This window comes from Actinokineospora lacus, from assembly GCF_053813445.1.
The window spans coordinates 192,970-216,175 of the sequence record NZ_JBQERA010000011.1 but is presented as its reverse complement, the minus strand read 5'-3'; the positions used below and the strand labels follow the sequence as shown (position 1 = coordinate 216,175).

General features: G+C 73.5%; 19 protein-coding genes. All 19 read right to left on the bottom strand.

All coding sequences use genetic code 11. The annotated features are described in order from the left end of the window. Positions 1 to 68: 68 nt before the first annotated feature. Positions 69 to 1,262, bottom strand: coding sequence for a cytochrome P450 (locus ACTG9Q_RS25715; protein WP_455575461.1), 1,194 nt, complete (start codon positions 1,260 to 1,262; stop codon positions 69 to 71). Next, entirely contained in the window at positions 1,255 to 2,022 is a 768-nt protein-coding gene (locus ACTG9Q_RS25710) for a TylF/MycF family methyltransferase (RefSeq protein WP_455575460.1), read from the bottom strand. Before ACTG9Q_RS25710 ends, ACTG9Q_RS25715 begins: the two co-directional genes overlap by 8 nt. Further along, a complete protein-coding gene (locus ACTG9Q_RS25705; protein ID WP_455575459.1) occupies positions 2,019 to 3,143 on the bottom strand; it encodes a class I SAM-dependent methyltransferase in 1,125 nt (374 codons plus the stop codon). Before ACTG9Q_RS25705 ends, ACTG9Q_RS25710 begins: the two co-directional genes overlap by 4 nt. Next, the gene (locus tag ACTG9Q_RS25700) at positions 3,140 to 3,538 is read right to left on the bottom strand and encodes a hypothetical protein (protein ID WP_455575458.1); all 399 of its coding nucleotides are present in this window, start codon (positions 3,536 to 3,538) and stop codon (positions 3,140 to 3,142) included. Before ACTG9Q_RS25700 ends, ACTG9Q_RS25705 begins: the two co-directional genes overlap by 4 nt. Next, the gene (locus ACTG9Q_RS25695; protein ID WP_455575457.1) at positions 3,538 to 4,719 is read right to left on the bottom strand and encodes a class I SAM-dependent methyltransferase; all 1,182 of its coding nucleotides are present in this window, start codon (positions 4,717 to 4,719) and stop codon (positions 3,538 to 3,540) included. Before ACTG9Q_RS25695 ends, ACTG9Q_RS25700 begins: the two co-directional genes overlap by 1 nt. Positions 4,720 to 4,732: 13 nt before the next feature. Beyond that, positions 4,733 to 5,839, bottom strand: coding sequence for a macrolide family glycosyltransferase (locus ACTG9Q_RS25690; protein ID WP_455575456.1), 1,107 nt, complete (start codon positions 5,837 to 5,839; stop codon positions 4,733 to 4,735). Positions 5,840 to 6,168: 329 nt separating this feature from the next. After that, on the bottom strand, positions 6,169 to 7,152 hold the full coding sequence (locus ACTG9Q_RS25685) for an AfsR/SARP family transcriptional regulator (protein ID WP_455575455.1): 984 nt from the start codon (positions 7,150 to 7,152) through the stop codon (positions 6,169 to 6,171). Between the two features lie 205 nt (positions 7,153 to 7,357). After that, positions 7,358 to 8,476, bottom strand: coding sequence for a cytochrome P450 (locus ACTG9Q_RS25680; protein WP_455575454.1), 1,119 nt, complete (start codon positions 8,474 to 8,476; stop codon positions 7,358 to 7,360). Positions 8,477 to 8,478: 2 nt separating this feature from the next. After that, positions 8,479 to 9,681 (bottom strand): cytochrome P450, encoded by a 1,203-nt coding sequence (locus ACTG9Q_RS25675; RefSeq protein WP_455575453.1) that lies wholly within the window; start codon positions 9,679 to 9,681, stop codon positions 8,479 to 8,481. Further along, positions 9,678 to 10,280: a class I SAM-dependent methyltransferase gene (locus tag ACTG9Q_RS25670; protein WP_455575452.1), complete on the bottom strand. Its 603-nt coding sequence runs from the start codon at positions 10,278 to 10,280 to the stop codon at positions 9,678 to 9,680. Before ACTG9Q_RS25670 ends, ACTG9Q_RS25675 begins: the two co-directional genes overlap by 4 nt. 14 nt (positions 10,281 to 10,294) lie before the next feature. Further along, complete coding sequence (locus tag ACTG9Q_RS25665) at positions 10,295 to 10,819, bottom strand: VOC family protein (RefSeq protein WP_455575451.1); 525 nt, start codon at positions 10,817 to 10,819, stop codon at positions 10,295 to 10,297. Further along, on the bottom strand, positions 10,816 to 11,958 hold the full coding sequence (locus tag ACTG9Q_RS25660) for a cytochrome P450 (protein ID WP_455575450.1): 1,143 nt from the start codon (positions 11,956 to 11,958) through the stop codon (positions 10,816 to 10,818). The genes ACTG9Q_RS25665 and ACTG9Q_RS25660 overlap by 4 nt, the downstream gene beginning before the upstream one ends. Continuing rightward, a complete protein-coding gene (locus ACTG9Q_RS25655; RefSeq protein WP_455575449.1) occupies positions 11,955 to 13,178 on the bottom strand; it encodes a cytochrome P450 family protein in 1,224 nt (407 codons plus the stop codon). The genes ACTG9Q_RS25660 and ACTG9Q_RS25655 overlap by 4 nt, the downstream gene beginning before the upstream one ends. Before the next feature lie 23 nt (positions 13,179 to 13,201). Further along, positions 13,202 to 14,191, bottom strand: a complete 990-nt coding sequence (locus tag ACTG9Q_RS25650; protein WP_455575448.1) for a thiopeptide-type bacteriocin biosynthesis protein — start codon at positions 14,189 to 14,191, stop codon at positions 13,202 to 13,204. Further along, the gene (locus ACTG9Q_RS25645) at positions 14,181 to 16,733 is read right to left on the bottom strand and encodes a lantibiotic dehydratase (RefSeq protein ID WP_455575447.1); all 2,553 of its coding nucleotides are present in this window, start codon (positions 16,731 to 16,733) and stop codon (positions 14,181 to 14,183) included. The genes ACTG9Q_RS25650 and ACTG9Q_RS25645 overlap by 11 nt, the downstream gene beginning before the upstream one ends. Beyond that, positions 16,730 to 18,367, bottom strand: a complete 1,638-nt coding sequence (locus tag ACTG9Q_RS25640; protein WP_455575446.1) for a nitroreductase family protein — start codon at positions 18,365 to 18,367, stop codon at positions 16,730 to 16,732. The genes ACTG9Q_RS25645 and ACTG9Q_RS25640 overlap by 4 nt, the downstream gene beginning before the upstream one ends. Further along, complete coding sequence (locus ACTG9Q_RS25635) at positions 18,343 to 20,217, bottom strand: TOMM precursor leader peptide-binding protein (protein WP_455575445.1); 1,875 nt, start codon at positions 20,215 to 20,217, stop codon at positions 18,343 to 18,345. Before ACTG9Q_RS25635 ends, ACTG9Q_RS25640 begins: the two co-directional genes overlap by 25 nt. Further along, positions 20,214 to 21,980, bottom strand: coding sequence for a hypothetical protein (locus tag ACTG9Q_RS25630; RefSeq protein ID WP_455575444.1), 1,767 nt, complete (start codon positions 21,978 to 21,980; stop codon positions 20,214 to 20,216). Before ACTG9Q_RS25630 ends, ACTG9Q_RS25635 begins: the two co-directional genes overlap by 4 nt. Beyond that, the gene (locus tag ACTG9Q_RS25625; RefSeq protein ID WP_455575443.1) at positions 21,980 to 23,191 is read right to left on the bottom strand and encodes an AMP-binding protein; all 1,212 of its coding nucleotides are present in this window, start codon (positions 23,189 to 23,191) and stop codon (positions 21,980 to 21,982) included. The genes ACTG9Q_RS25630 and ACTG9Q_RS25625 overlap by 1 nt, the downstream gene beginning before the upstream one ends. Positions 23,192 to 23,206 lie beyond the last annotated feature (15 nt).

The window sequence follows — 23,206 nt, the reverse complement described above, 5'->3', positions numbered from 1 at the left end:
GGAAAAGCAAACCGGCACAAAGACCGGCACATTCCATTATAATATGTCCTCAGTGGACTCTTTCGTCCTCACCAGGTGACGGGCAGCGTCTTGGGGTAGTGGTTGAACGGGTTGCTCGCCATGACGACCTCGTCCGGGCGCACCGCAAGCCGCAGGTCCGGGAAGCGGCGCAGGAGGCGGCCGAAGCCCTCCTGCAGCTCGACGCGGGCCAAGGCCGCGCCGACGCAGAAGTGCGGGCCGCTGCTGAAGCCGAGGTGCCTGCGCGCGGAGTCCCGGTCGAGGTCGAGGCGCTCCGGGTGCTCGAAGTGGCCGGTGTCGCGGTTGGCGCAGTCGATGGAGACGTAGACGGTCGCCCCCTCGGGAATCCGCGCCCCGCCCAGCTCGACGTCCACCGTGGCGAAGGTGGCGCCGGAGTAGCCGGTGCCGGACTGGGCGTACCGCAGGATCTCCTCGACGCCGTGCTCGATCAGCGCGGGGTCGCGGCGCAGCCGGTCGAACTCCTCGGGGTGGTAGGCCAGCGCCAGCAGGGCGTTGCCGAACTGCACGGCGACGGTCTCGTACCCGGCGACCACCAGCAGCAGGACCGAGGAGACCAGCTCGTCGTCGGTGAGCAGGGTGCCGTCGTCGTCCGGGGTGCGCGTCAGGATGCTCAGCGCGTCTTCCCCCGGCTCGATCCGGCGCTTGGCGACCAGCTCGGCCGCGTACTCCCCCAGCGACTCCATCGCCGCGCCGAACCCGGCCAGCGAGCCGCTCGCCATGCGCAGGCCGTCGGCCCACGCCTCGACCTGCGGGCGGTCGGACTCCGGCACCGCGAACAGCGCGCAGATGACCCGCAGCGGGAGCGTGACCGCGAACTCGGCCATGAAGTCCACCGGCAGCGGCCGCGCGGCCATGTCCTCGATCACCTCGTCGACGAGCGCGCCGACCCTGGTCCGCATGGCCTCGGCGCGGCGGGCGCTGAACGCCTTGTTCACGATCCGCCGCCAGCGGGCGTGCCCGGCGCCCTCGGCGATGGACATGGTGAACCGGGCCGCGCCTCCGCCGCTCGGGCGGGCGCCCGGCGGACGGCGGCTGAACCGCGGGTCGCTGAGCACCGCCCGGACGTCGTCGTAGCGGGTGACCACCCAGACCTCGCGGCCGTCAGCGGTGCGCACCGGGCAGACCGGCGCCTCCCGCTGCATCGTGATGAACTCGGCGGGCAGGGTGAACGGGTGCTCGCGGGGGAACGGGTAGGTCGAGTCGACCGGGCAGCCGCTAGGCACTGCGCCTCCAGTAGACCGCGCAGTCGTCCACGCGGATGATCTCGTCGGTGATGCCCATGCGGTCGCGGAACTCGTGGGTCGCCTGGGCGCAGGCGGCGATCAGGTAGTCGTCGACGATCACGTACCCGCCCGGCGAGAGCTTCGGGTACAGGCTCTCCAGGGCATCCATTGTGGACTCGTACAGGTCGCCGTCGAGCCGCAGGACCGCCAGCCGGGAGATCGGCGCGGTGGGCAGGGTGTCGCGGAACCAGCCGGGCAGGAACCGGACCTGCTCGTCGAGCAGCCCGTAGCGCTCGAAGTTGGCCTTGACCTTCTCCACCGACACGCCCAGCACGTCGTTGGCGGTGTGCAGCCGCATTCCCCGGTCGAGCAGGTGCCCGTCCTCCCCCACCTCGGGGATGCCCTCGAAGGAGTCGGCCACCCAGACCGCGCGGTCGGTCATGCCGTGCGCGCGCAGGTAGCCGCGGGCGAAGATGCACGTCCCGCCCCGCCAGACACCGGTCTCGATGATGTCGCCGGGGACCCCGTCGAGGCGGACGCGGTCGAGGCAGTGGCGCAGGTTCTCGATGCGGCGCATGCCGACCATCGTGTGCGCCACGCTCGGCCAGTCGTTGCCGCGCTCGCGGGTGGCCAGCACGAAGTCCTTGACCGGCTGCCACTCCGAGGAGATCGGCGCGTCCTGGTAGATCAGGTTCGTGACCGTCCTGGCCAGCAGGTCGAGGTAGGCCTCCGCGGTGTCGGTCCGCGCCAATGTGGTCACTGCCCGTCCCTCCGCCCGGTGGGGATGCCGATGTGCTTCATCCGCACGCCGCCTTCCTGGTTGTGGCCCTTCTCGATGAACACGATGTTGTTGTAGAAGAAGACACCGGTGACGTGCCGGTCGGTGTAGCTGGGCTGGGGCCGGTGCTCCTCGTGGTGCAGGCCGTCGAGCAGGGTTTTCAGGAACCCCACCGTCGTCCTCGGCGAGGTGAGGTCGGTGTCGCCGCCGAAAGTGGGCCAGTACGAGGTGTGCAGGTCCTCGATGACGTAGTAGCCGCCCGGTCGGACCGCGGGGAACAGGTGGGTGAAGGAGGCGATGACGTCCTCGCTGCGGTGGCTGCCGTCGTCGACCACGATGTCCAGCGGCCCGAGGGCGGCGATGTCCCGCAGCGAGTCCGGGTCGCCCTGGTCGCCCTGGATGGTGCGCACGCGCAGGCTCTCGACAGCGGTCTTGTCCACGATGTCGAGCCCGTACACCAGGCCGCGCCGGAAGTAGCGCTGCCACATGCGCAGCGACGCGCCACCACTGGCCGGGTCGGTGTAGCCGCCGATCCCGATTTCCAGCATCCGCACGGGCTCCGCGCGCAGCCGCTCGAAGTGGCGCGCGTAGTGCGGGGTGTACCAGTGCATCCCGCCCCACTTGTCCGAGCCGTAGCGGGTGGCGAGCTGGTCGAGGTCGGCGCGGGTGTCCGAGGCCGCGGCCAGCAGCGCCGCGGTGGCCCGGCTGATGGCCTGGACCCCGGCGAAGCCGCCCGCGACCTTCTCGACCCGGAGCGTGCGGCTCACCGGGGGGCGGTCCAGCGGCGGGCCGTAGAGCGCGCGCAGGATGTCCTCCACGGCGAAGCTCAGCGTGCACAGCCCGTCGGCCCAGCCCGGCTCGGCGGCGCAGGCGCCGTCGCCGAAGCGGAACACGTGGGCGACGGTGTCCTCGCGGTGGGTCAGCTCGAACCCGATGGCGAACCCGTCGGGCAGCCCGGACGGCGGCTCGCAGCGCAGCAGCAGCTCGGCCACGACCACCTCGGCGGTCTGCTTCAGCCCGATCCCGTCGACCGCGGCCAGCAGCTGCTCGTCGCGGCCGCCGACGGCGAGCACCAGCTCCCCGACCGGTCCCCACGGGGTCATGAGACCTCCCCGCGGTAGGGCACCTCGACCGGCGGGGCCAGCGGCGGCCCGCCCTCGTAGGCCAGGCCGATCCCGGCGGCCAGCGCGCCGAGCGCGCTCGCGCCCTCGGTGGCGGCCTCGACGCTGAAGTAGCTGCGCCGGGTCGGCATGTAGCCGATCAGCTCCTTGACCCTGGAGACCCCGGGCGGGCGGCCGTAGATGGACTCGGCGTTCTCCCACAGGTACACCGCGCCCCAGGTCTCGCCGTCCGGGCCGGTGGAGGACACCCACACCTTCTGCCGCAGTCCCTCCACTGTGGAGTAAGCGTCGACGGCGTAGTCGCGCAGGTACTCGCGCAGCGATTCCACCGTCTGCTCGGACATCGACAGGTCCCAGAGGATGATCGTGCAGTACATCAGGCGTCCCCCTTGGGGAAGGTGTCCATCAGCTCGTCGTAGCTGCCGGGCATCCAGGGCGGCACCCCGCCCTCGGCGTTGTGGCCCTTCTCGACGAACGCGACGTTGTGGTAGACGTGCACGCCCACCACGCTCTGGGCGACCGCGCCCGGGTCGGCGCCCGCCGGGTGCTCCTCGTACTGGATGGCGTCCACAAGGGACTTGAGCAGGCCGACGGAGGTGTGCGGCGGGGAGTCCTGGCTGTCCGCGCCGCCCCAGCCCGCGCGGTAGGCCGTCCACAGGTCCTCGACCACGTAGAAGCCGCCCGGCCGCACGTGCGGGAACAGCGCGCGGAATGAGGTCAGCACGTGCTCGTTGACGTGGCTGCCGTCGTCGATGACCACGTCGAAGGGCCCGTGCTCGGCGGCCATCGCCGCCAGGTACGCCGGGTCGTTCTGGTCGCCGCGCAGCGTGCGCACGCGCGGCTCGTCCAGCCCGGACTTGTCGTGGATGTCCATGCCGAAGACCAGCCCGCGCGGGAAGTACCGCTTCCACATCTTCAGCGACCCGCCGCCCCAGGCCGGGTGGGTGTAGCCGCCGACGCCGATCTCCAGCACGCGCACGGCCTCGCCGCGCAGATCGCGCAGGTGGCGGTCGTAGTGCGGGGTGAAGTAGTGCATGCCGCCCCACTTGTCCGAGCGGTAGCGCACGGCGAGTTCACCGAGATCGGGGCGCTTGCCGGAGAACGCGGGCAGGACCGCCTCGGCCGCGGCGTTGCCCGCCGCCACCAGCTCGGGGCCGTCCTCGGCGCGCATCCGCTCGGGGTCCGGCCACATCCGGATGCGGCAGGCGCCCGCGGGGCGCTCCCTCGGCGGGCCGAACAGCTGGCCGATCAGGTCGGCGGCCTCGAAGGTCAGTCGCAGCGCGACGCTCTCCCCGGCGCCGTCGACCACGGCGACCGGCTCGTCGCGCACCACGCGGAGGCGGTGCACGAGCGTCTCGGCTCCGTGGGTGAGCGCGACCTCCACCAGCACCGGCAGCCCGTTGCGCGGGGCGTCGGCCCGGAAGCCCAGCTCGGCGGCCAGCACCGGGGCGAGGTCGGCGAGCCCGACGCGGCCCACCAGGTCCGCGATGTCGGCGGCCCCGCCGCCCGCGGCCCGGATCAGCTCCCCGGTCAGCCCGTTCACCACAGCCTGTTCCACATCGTCTCCTGGTCTAGTCGGCTCGCCCGATGTGGGCTTCGATCACGTCGGCGGCCCTCGGCGCGCCCCCGGCGGCCCTGGCGCGCCGCCGCATCTCCTGGACCCTGGCCCGGGTCGCGGTGTCGGCGGCCACCTCGGTGACCGCCGCGTACACCGACCCGGCGCTGACCTCCTCGGGCGGCAGCAGCCTGCCGAGGCCGAGTTCGGCCACCCGGGCGCCGGTGAGCTGGCGGTCCAGCGGGTGCTGGGCGACGACCATCGGCACCCCGGCGTACAACGACTCCATCACGCTGCCGACCCCGCCGTGGGTGAGGAACACCTGGGCGTGGTCGAGCACGTCGAGGTGCGGCACCCAGCGGCGCACCTCGACGTTGGGCGGGACCGGACCGAGGTCGGCGGGGTCGACGCGCTGCCCGACGGAGATCACCGCGTGCCACGGCGTGCCGGTGAACGCCTCGGCGCAGGCGCGGAAGAAGTCCGGCCTGCCGTTGAACATGGTGCCCAGCGAGATGAGCACCACCGGCACCCCGGCTGCAGGCGGGGTCCACGCGCCCAGGAACGCCCGGCGGCCCACCGAGGGGCCCACGAAGGCGAAGCGCTCGTCGAAGGTCTCCTCGGCGAGCTGGAACTCCCGGGGCAGGAACACCACGTTGAGGTCCTCGACCACCGGCCGCGGCGGCCGGACCGCGGGGGCGCCCGCCGTGACGCCCGCGGTGGCCATCATCCGCTCGGCCAGCGAGAACTGCTCGTTCGAGGCGAACACCGGGACCAGCTGGGCGGCCCGGCACCCCCATTCGGCGGCGAGCAGTCGGCCGGTGCGCGCGGCGAGCTGTTCATAGACGACCAAATCAGGACCGGGCACACCAGGTCGGGCGTGCGCCGCTCCGGTGGCGGTGATCGCCCTGGCGGCCTCGGCCATGGCCGCGCCCTCCCGCGCGAACAGCTCGAACGGTGGGGAGTCCCCGCCGCCGGTGGGGCCCATCCCGGCGAGCACCGAGTGGTAGCCGGCCACCCGGGCGCCGGTCTCGGCCACCACGTCGGCCAGCCCGTCGGCCACGACGCAGTCCACGCGGTGGCCGCGGGCAACCAATTCGGCGATCACCGCGAGTGCCGGAATCACCCGACCGTGTGCCGCCGAACTCAGAAACAGCAGATGGGCCATCGAGACGCTTTCCCTCGCGTGCGGAACGGTCTGTCGAACGACATTTCTCGAACTGGACAAAGCGTCGGAATTAGTTCACATCCCGACCCCGCCGACCGTAGCAGCGAAACGGCCGACGCCCGGAGAACGTTTATTGGACCCCCATCCGCCCGAGAGCGGTTTTAGAGCACGATTATATTGGCCGTATAAGCGTGATCCCGCGGCCAGTTGCTTGACGCCTCAAATACTTCTGCCTCACCGGGATTGCCCGACCGCCGTGATCCGACCCGGACGGTTTCGGTCCTGGATCACGCCCGCCAGGAACCGGCGGCCGTTGTCGTCTCGACCGGATGGGCGTTCCACGGCATCGCCGCGAGCTCGGGGGAGATTCCGCCGAAACGTCCGGTCGCGGGGGCGACCTGACGACCGCCCGCGCCTTGCCACAGATCGGTGAGGTCGGCCGAGCCCCGATCGGAGACCAGCATCGATCTGTGCAGTCTGCGCAGCGCGGGCGAGGGCTCCAGCGCCTGCTCGTCGACCATCCGCGCGTGCAGCCTGCGGTAGACCTCCAGCGCCTCGGGGCGCCTGCCCGAGCGGTACAGCGCGAGCATCAGGTGCGCGCACAGGCCCTCGTGCGTGGGGTGACGGGCGACCAGGGCGGTCAGCTCGCCGAGCAGCTCGTGGTGCCTGCCCAGCCGCAGGTCGACCTCGATCTTGCGGTCGAGCACGTTCAGCCAGGCCTCCTCGAGCCGCTTGACCTGGAAGGACAGCGACTCACCGGTCTGGATGTCGAGCAGCGGGCGGCCCTGCCACAGGCTCAGCGCCTCGGCGAAGTGCTGCGACGCCTCGGTCAGCTCACCCGCCTCCCTGGCCCGGTGGCCCGCGGCGGCGCGCTGGTCGAAGTTCCACATGTCGACGCTGGCCTCGTCGGCGTCGAGCATGTACCCGCCCGGGCGGGTGGCGACGAGCTTCTTGCCGACGGCGGCGCCCGGCAGCACCGAGTCGACCAGTTTCCGTAAATGCATGATATAGGTTTGAACGACCGGTTTCGCGCTCCGCGGAACCTCTTTACCCCAGAGTTCGGCGACCAGCGCGTCCACTGGAACAACGGTTTTCGCATGCACGGCCAGCAGTGCCAGGATTATCCGCGGCTTGGCCGCGGACGGAACGATGGCAACACCGCAATGGCGTACATCAAGCGGCCCCAGAATCTTGATCTCCAAAGCGCCCCCAACTCCCTCACGGCGACCCGCTGCGGCCGGTGGGCCCAGCGGCGATCCCGAGTCTGCCACAAAAAGTGGAAGTCGAGACGGCGGTTTGTGAACGCCTTTGACCGCAATCCCCTGCCTAGTGCATCCGGTTACACCGTGTCAACCCGTACAGTCGCGGGGTGCGTGGTTCGGGTGAAGGAGGTCACCAATTCAGCGGTCGGCTATTCCGCGTGGCCTGTTCCCGCACGGCGTCCGCCACACGCGGCGGTTGGGCACACCGCTCCCCCTACCTGCGGTACGGCATGGCCCGCAGCACTTGCGAGAAGCCGTCGTCGTCCATGGCCACGGGACCGATGCCGAGGGGGCCCGTCCCGGCCAGCGCGGTGAGGGCGGCGGCGACCTGCGCGCGGGCGCTGGTGGCGCCGAGGCAGTAGTGCGCGCCCTTGCCGAAGGTGATGTTGGCGCCGCGCCCCCGGACCGGGCAGAACTCGGTGGGCCGCTCGACGTGCTCGGGGTCGGTGTTGACCGCGGCGATGTCGACCAGGACCGGGGTGCGGGGCGGCAGCCGCACGCCGAGGCAGTCGCAGGTCTGCGTGGTCCACCCAGCAACGACCAGGAACGGCGGCGCCAGCCGCATGGCCTCCTCCGCGACCTGCTCGACGGTGACCTCGCCGCCGCGGACCCGCTCCAGCAGGCCGTCGGCGAACAGGGCCCTGATCGAGACGCCCACCCCGGTGTTGACCTGCGGCACCCCGGCGGCGAGCAGTTGCCCGATCGTGGCCACGTCGGCCCACACCGAGTCCTGGGCCGTCGCGGCGTAGTCGGTGAAGGCCCGGACCAGCGGCGTCGGCTCGGGCGCGGCCTGCGCGGCCAGCACCGCGGCCCGCAGGTAGCGCATGGTCGCGGTGAAGGCGTCCTGCTGGCGCCGCGGCAGCTCGAGCACGCCGCGGAAGCGCTGGCGGATCACGAACATGATCACGTGGTACGCCTTGCCCAGCCGCGGCCACTCGGCCTCGGGGAAGCCCATCAACGCGAACGTGCTGCCCAGGCAGTACGGGGAGATGAAGGACTCGACGAGGTCGCCTTCCGCGGGCAGCGCCGCGCCCAGGCCCCCGGCGATCCGCTCGAAGACCGGCGTGAACGGCGCGATCGCCGCGGCGCTGTACGCCCCGCGCAGCGCCTTGCTGAACGCCGGGTGGTTCGCCCCGCGCTGGTACCAGAGCTCGAAGAACTGCGCGACGGAGGGCACCTCGTCCGGTCCGGGCAGCGCGACGCCGCGCCGGTCGGGGTCCAGGGACATGCCGATGTGCGGGTCGCGCAGCGCGATGTCGGCCAGCGCCTGGGTGCGCACGACCCACTGGCCGGTGTCGGGGCGGTGCTCCAGCCCCTGGGGAAGGGTCCGCACGGTCACCTCACCGCCATGGGCATCGAGACGAATCCCCTCGTCATGAACTCCCCGAACGGCTGGGGCCCGGCCGCCGGGACGAGGTCGTGCTCCACAAGGGACGCGAGCATGTACCCCAGCGCGCGTCGCGACATCGCGGCCCCCAGGCAGGACGTCGCGCCGTGGCCGAAGGAGAGGTGCCTGCCGCTGGAGCGCAGCGGGCGGGTGACGTCGAAGCGCTCGGCGTGCGGCCACTGCCGCTCGTCGCGGTTGGCCGAACCGGTCACGCAGACCAGCAGGCTGCCCGCGGGGACGCGCACGCCGCCCAGCTCGGTCTCCGCGCGGCAGAGCCTGCCCAGGGCCTGCGTGGAGGAGTCGTAGCGCAGGCCCTCCTCGACCGCGGTGGGGATCAGCTTCGGGTCCGCGCGCACGGCGGCGTGCTGCTCCGGGTGGGCGAGCAGGGCGTTCAGCAGCGTGCTGAAGCTCAGGACGAGCCCCTGGTGGGTGACCATGGAGACCATCAGCCCGGTGCCCAGCACGAACTCCAGGTGTGCGCCGACCCCCGGGCGCCCGCCCGGGAGTTCGCCCGCGTTGGCGACCAAGTGGCCGACGAAGTCGTCGACCGGGTCGGAGATCCTGCTGACGGCCTGCTGCGCCAGCAGGTGCCGCACGTCGCGGACCGCGGTCCGCGACGGCGTCCCGCCGTAGCCGCTCTCGGCCCACGCGGCGAACACCGGCAGGTCCGCGGCCCCGACCGCCATCAGGTCGGCCAGCAGCCGGGTGGCCACCGGGATGGCGTAGTCGCGCACCAGGTCGGCGCCGGAGCCCGGGGAGAACAGCGTCGCGGCGGTGGCGAGGCAGTCCTCCTCGAAGCGCGGCCACAGCGTGTCCACGAACCGGCTGCCCAGCGCCCGGCCGGTGGTGCGCCTGCCCGCGGTGCGCGCGGCGCCGTCCGGGGACGGCGGCGCCGACGGCGTGCGCCACGACGTGCCGCCGCGCAGGACCTCGGCCTGGAGCATGCGCAGGAAGGGCTGGCCGACCGCGTCGAAGCGGGTCGCGTCGGAGAAGACCTCGTGGCACAGCTCGTGGCCGGTGACGAACCAGGCGTCCCAGCGCGACGAGCGGTGCAGGCCGCCGTCGGCGCGCAGGCGGGTGTACGCCGGGTACGGGTCGGCGATCAGCGCCGGGTCCGCCAGGTCGAGGGGTTCGGTGATGGCGTGGCTCACGGCCGCCTCGTCATGCGGTACCAGGTCGGCCCGGCGTCCGGGGTGCGCCGGACGCTGCCGGGGGTCGCCGAGACCAGGTCCCAGTGCGGGCCGAAGGCGGCGTCGACCTCGGCGGGGCGCACGCTGAGCGGGCCCTTGGTGAAGGCGTAGAGGACCAGCGTCGCGCCGGGCGCCGCCAAGCCCGCGATGCCCTCGGCGTAGCGGGCCTTGGCCTCGTCGCGCAGGCTGTGCGCGCAGCCGAAGTCCAGCAGGAAGTCGAACTCCCCGCCGATCGCGGCCGCGGGGTCGTCCAGCAGGTCGCACTGGAGGAACCGCACGTCCACTTCGGACTCGGCCGCCTTGGCCATCGCCTTCTTCACCGCCTCGGGCGACATGTCCACCCCGGTCACGGTCCAGCCGTGCTGGGCCAGGTACACCGACTTGGTGCCGGTGCCGCAGCCGAGGTCGACCGCGCGCCCCGGGGCCAGCCGGTCCGGCCCCTCGATGAGGTCGACCAGCTCGGGCATGATCGGGCCGGAGTCCCACGGCGCGTACCCGACCTTGTAGGCCAGGTCGTACGACTTGGACACCAGTTTCGACGACTGCGGTGGCTTGCTCATCGCGCTGGGCTCCCTCAGTTGGTGATCCGCACCGGGCGGTCGTCGGCGAGGACGCTGTCCTTCAGCTCGGTCCACGTCCTGGCCCGGTCGGCGACGGTGGTGAGCACGACGACGTAGCCGTCGGGGTCGGTGGCCTCCACGTCGATGGTGTTCCACGGCGTGGCCAGCGGGCCGTTGACGCTGCCCTGCGGCAGGGCGGCCAGCCGCTCGGCGATCTCGCGCATCGACGCCTCGGTCTCGGCGTTGACGGTGAAGCTGAGGCGGATGCCGCGCCCGAGCGGGCCGTCGAGCTCCTCCCGCGCCGGGCGCAGCAGCATGTCCCGGTACTGGGCGCGGCGCAGGTGCACCACGGCGAGCTGCCCGTCGGGGCCGGTGAGCTGCTTCTCGACCCAGAAGCCCAGGCCCTCGGTGTACCACCGCAGCGAGCTGTCCAGGTCGCTGACCAGGAGCACCGCGAAGTTGGGCATGTCCGGGATGTCGTCGAAGCCCACGCCCTCCGGCGCGGCCTCGTGGCTGGGGTGGTTGGCGTGCGTGGTCATGCTTCCTCCGTGGTGTAAGGCAGGGCGCGGACCTCTTTGAGGTTGTTGCGCGTGTCGACGCGCACCGCCGCGGGGTCGACGCGCACGCGCGGCTCCCGGCCGACGAGCGCGCGCAGGCCGGTGGCGACCTGCAGGCGCGCGCTGTTCGCGCCCAGGCAGTAGTGCGTGCCGCGGCCGAAGGTGAGCACGGCGCTCGGGCGCACGGGGCAGCCCTGCGCCGGGTCGGCCGCGGAGGCCTCGGCGAGGTTCACCGCAGCGGTGTCGATGGCCACGACGGTGCCCGGCTCCAGCCGGACGCCGAGGCAGTCGCAGGGCTCGCGGACGAACCGGAAGATGTTGCCGAAGGGCGGCTGCTGGCGCATGACCTCCTCGGCGACCTCCCCCGCGTCGACCTCGCCCGAGCGCAGTCGGGCGGGCAGGGCCTCATCGCGCCAGATCTCCCGGGTGGCGATGGCCGACGCGGTGATCATCGGCTCGATGCCCGCCATGAGCAGCTGGCCGACGAGCGCGGCGATCGGCCACGTCCCGTCCTGCATCGCGGTGAGCCCGCGGGCGGCCCGCAGGAACGGCGAGTCGTGCTCGGCGAGCAGCCGGTCGGTGAGCGACTTCAGGTACAGCATCACCGTCTCGAAGGCGGCCACCTCCGCGGCGCTGTGCTCGGTGACGCCCAGCAGCTGCTGCTTGAACAGGTGGATGACCAGCCTGGCCACCTTCGTCAGGTTCGGCCAGTCCGTCGCGGGGACACCGATCATGGCGAACGTGCTGTTCGTCAGGTATGGCCCGAAGTACTCCCGGGCGAGGTCGCCGTCGCCGGGCATGGCGCGCGCCTGGAGTTCGGCCAGCTCGCCGAACCTCGCGGCACAGTCGGCGGCCGAGCGGGCGGTGAACACCTTGCGCAGCTCGGTGTTGAAGGGCGTGTAGTTGTCGTTGACCGTGTACCACAGCTCGAAGAACTGCACGATCGACGGCGCCTCGTCCTCGGCGGGCACGAGCTTGGCCATCGACTCCTTGCTGCGGTCGACCCCGGTGATGATGTGCGGGTCGCGCAGCACGACGTCGGCCAGCTCGGGGGTCAGCACCTTGAGCCTGCTCCTGGTCGGGTCCCAGCGCAGTCCCGGCGGCACGGTCGGGGTGCTCACGGCAGCACCGGCAGCGCGCGCGGGTAGTAGGTGAACAGGTTGCTCGCCAACACGACGTCGTCGAGGTCGCCGTCGTGGCGCAGGTCCGGGAAGCGGGCGAACAGCCGGGAGATGCCCTCCTGCATCTCCGCGCGGGCCAGGGCGGCGCCCAGGCAGAAGTGCGGGCCGCTGCCGAAGGCGAGCTGGCGCACGGCGGCCTGCCTGCTCACGTCGAGGACGTCGGAGTCGGCGCCGAAGACGTCCTCGTCGCGGTTGGCCGAGCCGAGCGAGACGAACACCGTCGACCCGGCCGGGATCGTGGTCCCGCCCAGCTCGATGTCCTCGGTGGCGAACTTGGCCACCGCGAAACCGGTGCCCATCTGGGCGAAGCGCAGGACCTCCTCGACCGCGGTGCCGATCAGCGCGGGCCGCTGCTTGAGCAGGGCCAGCTGGTCGGGGTTGCGGAACAGGGCGTAGAAGGCGTTGCCGAACTGCACGGCGGTGCTCTCGTACCCGGCCATCAGCAGCAGGATGACGGTGGAGACCAACTCCTCGTTGGACAGCTGGGTGTCGTCCTCGTCGTGCAGGCCGATGAGGGTGCTGAGCAGGTCGTCGCCGAGGTCCTTGCGCTTGCGCACGATCAGCCCGATGGCGTAGCGCCCGATGCCCTGCAGCGCGGCGCCGAACTCGGCGAACCCGGACTGCATGTCCCTGCGGGTGAGCTTGGATGCCAGCTCGGCGAACTCCGGCCTGCCCTGCTCGTCGATGCCCAGCAGCTCGGCGATCACCCGGATCGGCAGCTGGTAGGCGAAGTCGGCCATCAGGTCGAACCCGCCGCCGCGCGCGGCGATCTCGTCGAGCACGTCCTCGGTGTGCGCGGCGATCCTCGCGCGCATGGCGTCGGCCTGGCGCTGGGTGAACGCCTTGTTGACGATGCGCCGCCACCGGGTGTGCCCCGGCGGCATGGAGATCGAGCCGCCGAAGTTGAACACCGGGCTGGAGCTGTCGGCCTTGAAGCCGGTGTCGACCCTGGCCGCGCCCTCCTGGTTGATCGAGCGGCTGAAGCGCGAGTCGGTCAGCGCCGCGCGCACGTCCTCGTACTTGGTGACCAGCCAGGCCGGGTCGCCGCTCTCCAGCTTGACCCTGGCGACCGGCTGGTTGCCGCGAATCCAGGCGAACTCCTCCGGCATGTCGAAGGGCCGCTCGCGCTTGAACGGGTAGGTCTTCGCAGTCAGGTCCACTTGCGCCTCCAGATCGTGCCCGCTCAGCTCGCGCCGAGCCGTTGTTCCCGGTGTCCCCGCACGGCCGCCGGCAGGTCGGGGTCCGGGGTGGTGCCCGCGCACTCGCTCAGCACGTGGTGGCCGAGGAAGCCCAGGAAGGACTCGTGCTCGGGGATCAGCCCGAGCCGGTTGTTGTGGGTGTGCAGGTAGCTCACGAGCAGCACCTGCTCGCGCCGCTCCGCCGGGGCGTCGGCCCCGGCCAGGGTGACCGCGTCCAGCACCTCGTCGCGGTCGGACCGGACCCTCCGCCACACCTGCCCGACCGCGTCGTGGAACGGCTCGCCCGCCAGGCTGTCCGCGTTGGCCAGCAGCGCCTCGGCGTGCGCGCGCAGGGCGGGGGCGCGGGCGGCGAGCAGCTCCGGCCAGGCGTCGAGGAACTGGTCGAAGGTGTAGGGCGACCAGAGCAGGCAGTAGTGCTTGAGGAACGCCGCCATCTGCGCCGGGGTGCGGCCCGCGGCGCACAGGCCGCGCAGCATCATCGAGAACCCGGCGCCGAGCCGCTTGCTGGAGCTGCCCGCCGCGCCGCGCAGGGCGTCGATGACGACGTCGCTGCTGCGCTCGAAGAACTCCTCGGCCGCGGCGACCCCGCGCGGGCCGCCGTACTTGGCCAGCTCGGGGGTGTACTCGGCGTGGCGGATGGTGTCCGGCGGCTGGACCTCCTCGACCCGCTCGTCCTCCAGCGCGGCCATCGTCGGCTGCGCCTCGGCGAACCCCGCGGCGTCGAAGTCCGCGCCGCTGGGGTACTCGGCCAGGTAGGAGCCCAGCTTGGCGGCCACCTCCTCGACCACCTCGCCGGTGGTGCGCAGGCGCAGGCGGATGTGGTGGCCGCCCTTCCAGTAGCGCAGGAAGAACCAGCCCGAGACCGCGCCGGAGTCCCGGTACGGGGCGAGCACCGGGGCCAGGCCGTCGACCAGGAACTCGTCCTGTCCGCCGTACCGGTGCACGTGCAGGCTGTGCCACCGCTCACCCGGCATGGGCGTCTCCTTCCAGGTTGTACTCGACGAAGAACTCCTCGGCGCTGTGCTCGCCGGGGCCGGGCAGGCACTCGTGGAAGACCACCGAGCCGCCGTCCTTGGCCTGCTTGGCCAGCACGTGCAGCAGGAACGGGTTGTGGGAGTCGAGGTGGTGCGGCTTGTGCAGCCGGGCGCTGCGGGCCTCCAGCGCCCACTGCCGGGTCTCGGCCAGCAGGTCGCGCTCGCCGGTGACGGGCCGCGGGTGCCAGACCCGGAAGAAGGTGTGGCGGGGCAGGCCGTGCTCCCGCCGCCAGCGGTCGAAGGCGGCCAGCGCGGACAGCTCCTGGCGCTCAAGGCCGTCGAGGGCGGGCAGGTCGGCGGCGGCGAAGCGCCAGGACCGCCGGTCGAGGACGAGGTCGCCGAGCAGGACCCTGGGGCGCCCGGTCGTGGCGGGCTCGACGCGGTCGAGCTGGTCCCAGAGCCCGCCGCGGTAGGTGCGGGTGGGGGCGAAGGCGCAGAGGAACCGGTAGAGCATCGGCGCGGCGGCCGGGTACAGGAAGTTGAGCGGGACGAGGTCGACGGGCTGGTCGTCCTGTATGGACACCAGGACCAGGCGCCGGGTGGCGGGGTCGGCGCGGACGACCAGGTCCGCCAGCGTCAGGGTGTTCTCGGCCCCGTCGCGGGCGACCGAACCGGGGTAGACCAGCTCGTGCGGGCTGAGCCGCGGGTGCAGGTTGAAGTTGAGGCCGAGGGCGGCGGTGATGTCGGTCTGGCGCGGCGAGGTGGCGGCGATGTGCGTGGCCAGCTCGGTGCGCAGGTTCCAGCCGTGCCCGGTTTCGAGCAGGTCGCAGTAGCGGGAGAAGAAGACGCCGTGCCCGGTGGTGACGCCGTTGACGACCAGGCGGTCGCCGACCTGGACCCGGTAGGCCGCCGAGCGCCACGGCACGACGGTCGCGGGCAGCGTGTCGGCGAAGGCGCGCAGCCGCTCGACGTCCAGGCGCACCTCGGGGCCGCCGTCGAGGTGCTCGCGCAGCATGGTGAAGAACTGGGCGCGGAGTTCGCGGACCCGGTCGGACTCGGGGTCGCCGACACCGCACATGACGGAACTGGCGTCCTGGGGCGCGAGGTCGGCGAAGGCGCGGTACAGGTCGAGGAACGGCACGTCCTGGTCACCGAAGCGGCTGGTGGCGAAGGCGTAGAGGCCCAGCTTCTCGATGGTGGCGTCGTCCAGGACGGGCACGACGCGCTGGAACAGGGCGAGGGCCGCGCCGTTGGCCTCGAACAGGTCGGGGCGCCAGGTCGCGGCGGGGGCGCGGGTGCCGACGTCCTCGTACATCGCCGCCCGCATGGCCTCCTTCGCCGGTGGCGGGCAGCCGAGGATGTCGACGTAGCGCGCGACGAGGGCGCGCAGGTCGGCGAGCAGGCCGGTGCGGCGCTCGGCGTCGGCGTCGGCGTAGCCGTCCTCGATGTCGCGCAGGCCCTCGAACACCTCCGCGCACCGCAGCGCCTGCGCGGTGCCCGCGGCGCGCAGGCGCCGGGCGATGGCGTCGGCCTGGCGGGTCTCCTGGTCGGGGAAGCCGAGGCCGCGGTGGCACAGCCCGAGCTTGACGAGCTGGTCGATGGTGTTCCGCGCGGCCTGCTCGGCCAGGCCCGCCTCGACCAGGCGCCCGCACAGGTCGCGCTCGGTGCGGTCGTGCTCGCCGAGCAGGGTCCTGAGCAGGGTGACGAGACCGGAGTTGCGCGCGGTGATCACCCGGTCGGGGGTGAAGCCGTCGTCGGCGCCCTCCAGCGGCCTGCGGGCGAAGGTCGCCTGCTCGCCGCGGACGATCAGGGAGTTGTTCAGGCGCACATGCAGGACGTCGGCGGCGCAGTCGAGCCGGTGGAGCTGGTGGGCCATCCAGGCGATCAGGCCGACGCTGAGCCGGGTCTGGGCCACCCGCCCGCCCGCCCGCTCCGGGGTCCACCCGTGCGCGCCGATCTCGGTGAACGAGCCGAACGGCGAGGGCTTGAACACCACGCGGTAGGCGAAGCTGGTGATCGTGCTCTCGGCGCGGCGGCGCCTGCTCGGCTTGCGGGAGGTGTCGAACGGGTCGGCGGCGTAGGCGCGGACCTCGCGGTAGACGTCCTCGCCGGAGAGCTGCACGCCGCGCTGGAAGTCCTCGGCGACGGCGACCTCGGCCAGCGCCTTGCGGGCGGCGTCCAGCTCGGCGGCGTACGCGGCGGCGGCCTCCTCGGCCAGGTGCTCGCCGCGGGCGCGCTGTTCCGTCCACTCGGCCAGGAGGTCGGCGCACTGCGCGGGGAGCGCGGTGGGGTCCGGCGGGGTGGGGACGCGGTCGTTGTGGACGTCGCGCTTGACCTTCAGCCAGGCGCGGCGGCTGTCCGCGGGCAGGGCGGGGATGGCCGCGTGCAGCGCGTCGGCCAGCCGCTCGCGCAGGGCGGCGCGCTCGGCCCTGGCGGCGTCGGCCTCCGCCATGAGCGCCCAGGTGCGCTCGGGGACGAGCCCGTCGAGCGCGGCGGGGGCCAGGGTGCCGCGCCGGAACAGGACGTAGGGGCTGAAGCTCATCGCGGCGTCACCGTCACTTCCACGGTCGCGGGCGGGCGCACGGCGCCGACGGAGACCTGCGCGTGCGTGCCGCGGCCGGTGCCGTCGAGGCCGTAGGCGCGGTCGACGCGGGGGGCGTCGAAGCCGAGGACGGGGTGACCGCCGAGCCCGGTGGCCGCGGCGGCCAGGGTGACGGCGTCGACGGCGGCGCCGATGGCGAGTTGCTGTTCGCGGTAGCCGCGCGCGCCGCGGCCTGCCCACTCATGACCTGCTCCGCCGTGGCCTGCCCCGTCGTGGCCTGCGCCTTCGTGGCCTGCGCCTTCGTGGCCTGCGCCTTCGTGGCCGGTGTCGGCGACGACGTGGACGGTGAAGGCGGCCAGGTCGAGGTTGACGGTCTCGGCGAACAGCGCGGCCTGGAGTTCGCGGGCGGTCTCGCCCGGGGTGCCGCTCAGGTCCCGGCGGTACCAGCCGCGGGGGACGCCGTCGACGTTGTGGACGGCCACGCACACCTCCACGCCGCCGCCCAGCAGGCCGTCGGAGGCCCAGCGGAGGAGGCCGACGGCGTCGGCGGCGTACGCCAGGACGGCGGTGAGGACGGCTTTCCCGACCGGCCGACCGGTGAACAGCCGTCCGTTCGAGGTCCGCCGGAGCATCGCGTCGCGGTCGGGTGCGACGGAGCTGGTCGAGGTGGGCGGCGTCGGCTTCGGGCCGAAGGGCACGGCTTCCGGCGTGCCCCGGTAGGCGTCCGTGCGCAGCGCGTCGAACCGGGGCGACGGGGTGACCACCGTGGACCGTTCCAGGGTGGCCGGTGGCCGGGCGGTCCCGCTGGCGGGCGCCGGGTCGGCGTCGGCCGGGGCGCCCAGGCCGAGGACCGCCAGCGCGGTCTCCTCGGCGCCGTCCAGGCCGAGCAGGGCGTTGAGGTCGGCGTCGGCGAAGTCGACCCGCAGGTCGACCCGGTCGTAGGCGGCCTGGCCCAGCCGCACGGCGCGGCCGAGGGCGACCCCGGCGTCGACCATGCCGAGGCGGGCGGCGAAGTCGCCGTACTTGGCGTAGTTCTTGGCGGGCCGGTTGGTGATCACCAGCAGCTCGGGCGGCAGCGCGCTGCCCGCGGGCAGGCCCAGCGCGTCCCGCAGCGCGGCGTGCGGGGCGGGGTGGCGCAGGTCGACCAGCTCGTGCCGGTAGGGGTCGTAGTGGTGGACCCGGCCGCCGCGCAGGACGTACACCTCGGTCGGGTACATCCCGCCGCCGGATGGGATCGGGCGGCGGCACAGGTAGCGCGGGTGCGCGGGCCTGGGGTTGGCCGGGGTGGGCGGCAGCCCGCCCGCCGGGTCGAACCGCACCCGGCTGACCCCGAAGGCCAGCCACAGCAGGCCGCCCAGCCGGTCGCCCGATGAGTCGCCCGATGAGTCGCTTAGCGGGTCGCCCACGCCGAGCGGGACGCGGTCGCCGCCGGAGTACACCTTGACCGGCCACGGCGCGCGGCTCCAGTCCACCCGCCGGCCCGGCGGGTTCACCGATTGCGGCGCGCACCGCAGCGCGGCGGTGAACTCCCCGGCGGTGAACTCCCCGGTGTCGGACTCTCCGGTGTCGGACTCTCCGGCGGTGAACTCCCCGGTGTCGGGCTCGGCGATCACGGGAACGGATGGGGAACGCACCCGATCTCCTCCCCCCGGGCGAGTCCGGAGTCGTACGGCAGGCCGGTGCCCTCGGTCAGGCGGGGCAGCCCGACCGTGCGGCGGTTGCGGTGGCCGAAGGTCATCGGGACGGCGCCGGGCACCAGGACGCGGACGCAGGTCAGCCCGTTGCGGCGCAGCTCGGGCATCGTCTGGTCGACGACGAGGACGTCCAGCCCCGCGGTGAGCACGCCGGAGACCGCCAGGTCCAGGTCGGCGCGCAGGTCGGGGTCGGTGGTCTGGAGCAGGCCGGGGACGTCGGCGAGCCGGACCCGACCGTGGGCGGCGTCGAGCAGGAAGGCGTAGCGGTCGCGGGCCTCGGGCAGGGCGCCGACGAGCGAGTGGTCCTCCATGCGCAGGATGCCGGTGGGGTCGGCGAGCATGGCCAGCCCGTGCGCGCGCTTGTTCTGGTAGCTGTGCGCGGTGGCCAGCACGCTGCCGATCAGCTCGTGCAGGCCGCCCGCGATGGCCTGCGCCGGGTCGGGGTGCGCGCCCGCGCCCGCGAGCACGCGCGGGCCGCTGTCACCGGTGTTCTCGGCGGTCAGCCAGAACGTCGGCATCCCGTATTCCATCGTGGACTGGAAGGCGCGGAAGTCGAAGCCGGTGAACAGCCTGGCCTTGCGCAGCAACTCCGCCAGCGGGGCGGGCGCGTCGGCGAGGTCGACCTCGGGCAGCGCCAGGCGCCGGTACCAGGCGAGCAGGAACGAGTCGCGCTCGGCGACCTCGCGCAGCCCGTGCAGGACCGCCTCCTCGACGGAGTTGCCCAGGGCGCAGCCGTTGGAGGTGTCGTAGGTGAAGGCGGTCTCGCCGTCGTGGCGCGGTCCCCAGAACGCGGCCCGCTCCGGGACCAGGACGCGGTCGGCGCGGCGGAAGGAGTACGCCCACACCCAGTCGACCACGGTGTCGGGGTGGAACTCCCGGTACCGGAAGCCGGGCTCGCGGTAGGACTCGCGGGGGTGGGTGCCGAGGTCGGGCGGGTGGATGGCCTGGTCGGCGAGGTCGGCGTAGCTGGCCCGGACCGGGGCGCGCCTGCCGCCGCGGTGCAGTCCCGCGTAGCGTTCGAGCCCTTCCAGCACGGCGATGGTGCGGCTGGTGCGGTAGGTCCGGCCGCGGCCGATGGCGGGTTCGCGCCTGCCCCAGCGGGTGGACAGCTCCACCGAGCAGGCGCCGACCGGACTCTGCAGGTCCTGGCGGACCTCGTTGAACAGGCCGAGGCCGCTGAACAGGTACTCGCGCTCGACGGTGTCGGGGTCGAGTTCCGCGGTGCGCAGGACGGTGGGGGCGAGCTTGGTCAGCGGTCCGTCGGTGAACGCCGGGACGGTGTCGCCGGTGGTGACCCCGCAGCTCGGGCACGTGGAGTCGGGCAGCAGCCGCTGGCGCTCCACGGTGCCGGTCTGCCCGTCGACCACGATCACCGACCCGTCGCGCTGCTCGCTCAGGCACGCCGTGGCGTAGACCTCGACCATGCCCAGCGCGGCCGGGCCGAGGGTGCAGACGCCGAGGTCGCGGGCCCCGGACTCGGCGAGCGCGTCGCCGTGGAAGTCCGGGCCGAACGGCGAGTTCGCCGCCCGGGTGACCAGGCAGTTCGGGCAGCCCGCCGCACCGGGGGTCCAGAACGGTCCGATGTAGACGAACGAGCGCCAGGTGCCGATGAACAGCAGCGGCCTGCCGGTGCCCAGGCACTCGACGATGGTGTCGTTGTGCTCGCCGAGGCGGTTCAGCTCGGCGACCAGCACGAGCGCGGTCGTGTCCGGGAGCCGGGACGCCAGGTGGGCGGCCAGGAAGCCCTCGCCGATGACGGTTGGGGCGGCCAGCTGCGGAGCGGCGGTCACGGGGCGGCCTCCAGCGCCACGACGGCGGCGTCCGCGCCCAGGAACGGCAGCAGCCCGGCCAGGTCCACCACGTCACCGTCCACCACGTCGCCGTCCGCCGCGGGCCACGCGGACCCGGGCGGGGCGAGGTGGGCGGTGCAACCGGCCTCTGGGGCCGTCACGGCGTGCAGGAGCGCGCCGCGGACGGCGTGGTCGGGGTCGACGCCGATCGCGGTGGCGACCTCGAAGTCGGTGGTGCGGACCCGGGCGCGGACCAGCCCGGTCGGCAGCACCTCCACGGAGGTGGCGCACCAGGCTCGGTTCTCGGCGCGCAGCGTCTCGGCGAGGAAGTCGGCGACGGTGTGCCCGGTGTCGCCCTGGGCGGGCCGCCACGACAGCGAGGTCGGGGGCAGCGCGGCGGACTGGGCCAGCCGGGCCCGGTACACCGCCTCGTCCCGGGTCCAGCCCGCGCCGATGGCCAGGCGCCCGACCGGCTCGCCCGCCAGCTCGGCGGTGCGCCGGGCCAGCCACTCCAGCGCGAACAGCACCGCCTGGTTGCGCGCCTCCCTGGCCGAGACCGCCCGGCACACGATGAGCCGGGTGGCCGGGGCGTCGGCGGTGCTCGCCGGGTCGGCGACCCGGCAGCCGCTGGCCGCGACCGGCAGCTGGTCCAGGTCGTCCTCACCCAGGGCGTGCAGGGGCCCGACGACGTGGTCGGTCCAGCGCGTCGAGGCCGCGACGACGCGGTCGGAGACGGCGATCAGCTCCGGCGGGTCGTTCGACGCGGCGATGTCGGGCCGCACGGGCTCGACATGGCCCGCGCCAGCCAGACCCGCGGGTTCGCGGACGGGCACCACCGGGTGCCCGGCGCACAGCGGGTGCCTGCGGGCGGTGTGCGTGCGCACGGCCGGGGCGAGCGGCTCCACCGAGGTGATGGTCTCGGCGTTGGGCAGGGCCACCCCCGCCAGCCGCGCGAAGGCGTGCTGGACCAGGTGCAAGGCGCCGATGGCCGCCGGGGCCGCCGCGACCGGCAGGCCCGCGGCGTCGCCGGTCACCGGGACCGCGATCGTCCGGTGCGCGCACTCCCAGCACAGCTCCGCCGAGGGCGGCAGGGCCACGACGTACTCGCCGCAGCGGCCGAGCACCCCCACCGGGACGCCCTCGGCGCGGTGGCGCCGCTGCAGTTCGGCGGTGGCGGCCACGTCGCCGTGGTCGGCGGCCAGCAGGACGACATCGGCGCCCGCCACGTCGCCGGTCTCCCAGCGGAACTGCGGATCACCGGCGGGCAGGTCCACCTCGTCGGAGGTCTGGACCCGGACGCGGGCGAAGCCGAACTCGGCGAGCGCGCCCAGCAGGCCGCGCAGTGCCACGCCCTCCCCCACGCAGCCGACCACGGCCGAGCGGGCCCGCAGGAACCGGCTGACCGGCCGGTCGGCGTGGTGCTCGATGAAGGCCAGGTGCGCGGCGTAGCGCTCGGACATCCAGGCGGGCACCGGCTCGGGCTCGTGGCGCACTTCGCGCAGGAAACCGTTGCCCGCCAGGGTGTCCACCAAACGCGACACCGACGAGCGGGCGCTGTCGGGCAGGCCCGCGCAGACGTCGGCGACCGTGCGCCTGCCGTCGAGGTTGGCGAACAGGGCGCCGACCAGCTCGTAGGCGCCCGCGCCGCGGATGGAGAACGAGCCGATGTTGTTGCGCAGCCAGACGCCGTCGTCGTGGCGCACGTAGAAGGCGTCGGCGCGCACGGCGAAGCGGCGCGTGTCGGTGGTGGTGGCGGCAGTCATCACAGCTTCCCGTTGGCGCTGTAGGCGGCCAGGGCCGCGGTCTCGGGGACGCACTCGATCCGGGCGTCGGCCAGTTCCGGGCAGTGCGCGCGGACGGCGGCGGCGTCGACGGCGCCCACCACCCTGACGGCCAGGTGCTCCAGGCCGGTGTCCGGGCGCTGGACGAGGACCCGCACGTCGGCGACCCCCTGCAAGGTGAGCAGGCGCCGTTCGATGGCGCGCGGGTAGACGAGGACGCCCTTGAGCTTCTCGCCGTCGTCGACGCGGCCCTCCAGGCACAGCCTGCCCCGCTCGTCGAAGCGGGCGTAGTCGGTGCCGGTCACGTAGCCGGGGTTGGGGGTGACGGCCTCCCCGGGGCGCCAGACGTACTGGCAGCAGTCGGGCCCGGCGACGGCGACCGCCCCGACACCGCGCTCGTCGCGGCCCGCGAGCCACACCGCCTTGCCCGGGATCGGCGTGCCGACGTGCTGGTTGTGGCCCGGGTCGTCGTCCACGGCGATGGCGCCGGTCTCGGCGGTCCCGTAGAGGTTGGCCAGGGCGACGCCGTCGAACCGCGAGCGGATGAGCCGCACGCGCTCGGCGCTGAGGTGCCCGCCCCCGAGGAACATGCGCACGCGGCGCGCGTCCGCCGGGGCGGTCATGCCCAGGGCCGCCGCCGCGGCCAGGGCGGGCACACCGAGCACGAAGACGTCCTCGCGGGCGGCGGCCCTGTGCACCGGCTCCCAGTCCTGCGTGGGGAAGACGACCAGGTCGCGGCGCAGCAGCAGGCTCGGCAGGACGGTCATGAAGAACGCCGCGGAGAACTGCAGCGGGAGGCAGGTGGCCAGCACCGGCGGCAGGCCATCGGGGAACATGGCGCGCTCATAGTGCAGCGCGACCAGCTCCCACGAGTCGGCGTGGCCGAGCGCCAGTTTCGGCGTGCCGGAGCTGCCCGAGGTCGCCACAGCCCACAGTGGACGCTCCACCGGACCGGGCACCGGGGACTCCACCTCGGACAGGGATGGGGCGAGCTGGCGGCCGGGCAGGCCCAGCGCCGACGCCCACACCAGCACCGTGTCCGGGACGGTCGCCACGGCGAGCAGCGACACGATCGCCTCCAGCCCGCCCGCGGGGTCCACCGCGTAGGCGCGGCCGGGCTCGACCGCCGAGGCGCGCTCGCGGCCCGAGCGCAGCAGCGCGTCCCAGGAGGCGAAGTCCGTCCCCCAGCGCACGCCCCGGGAATCCCC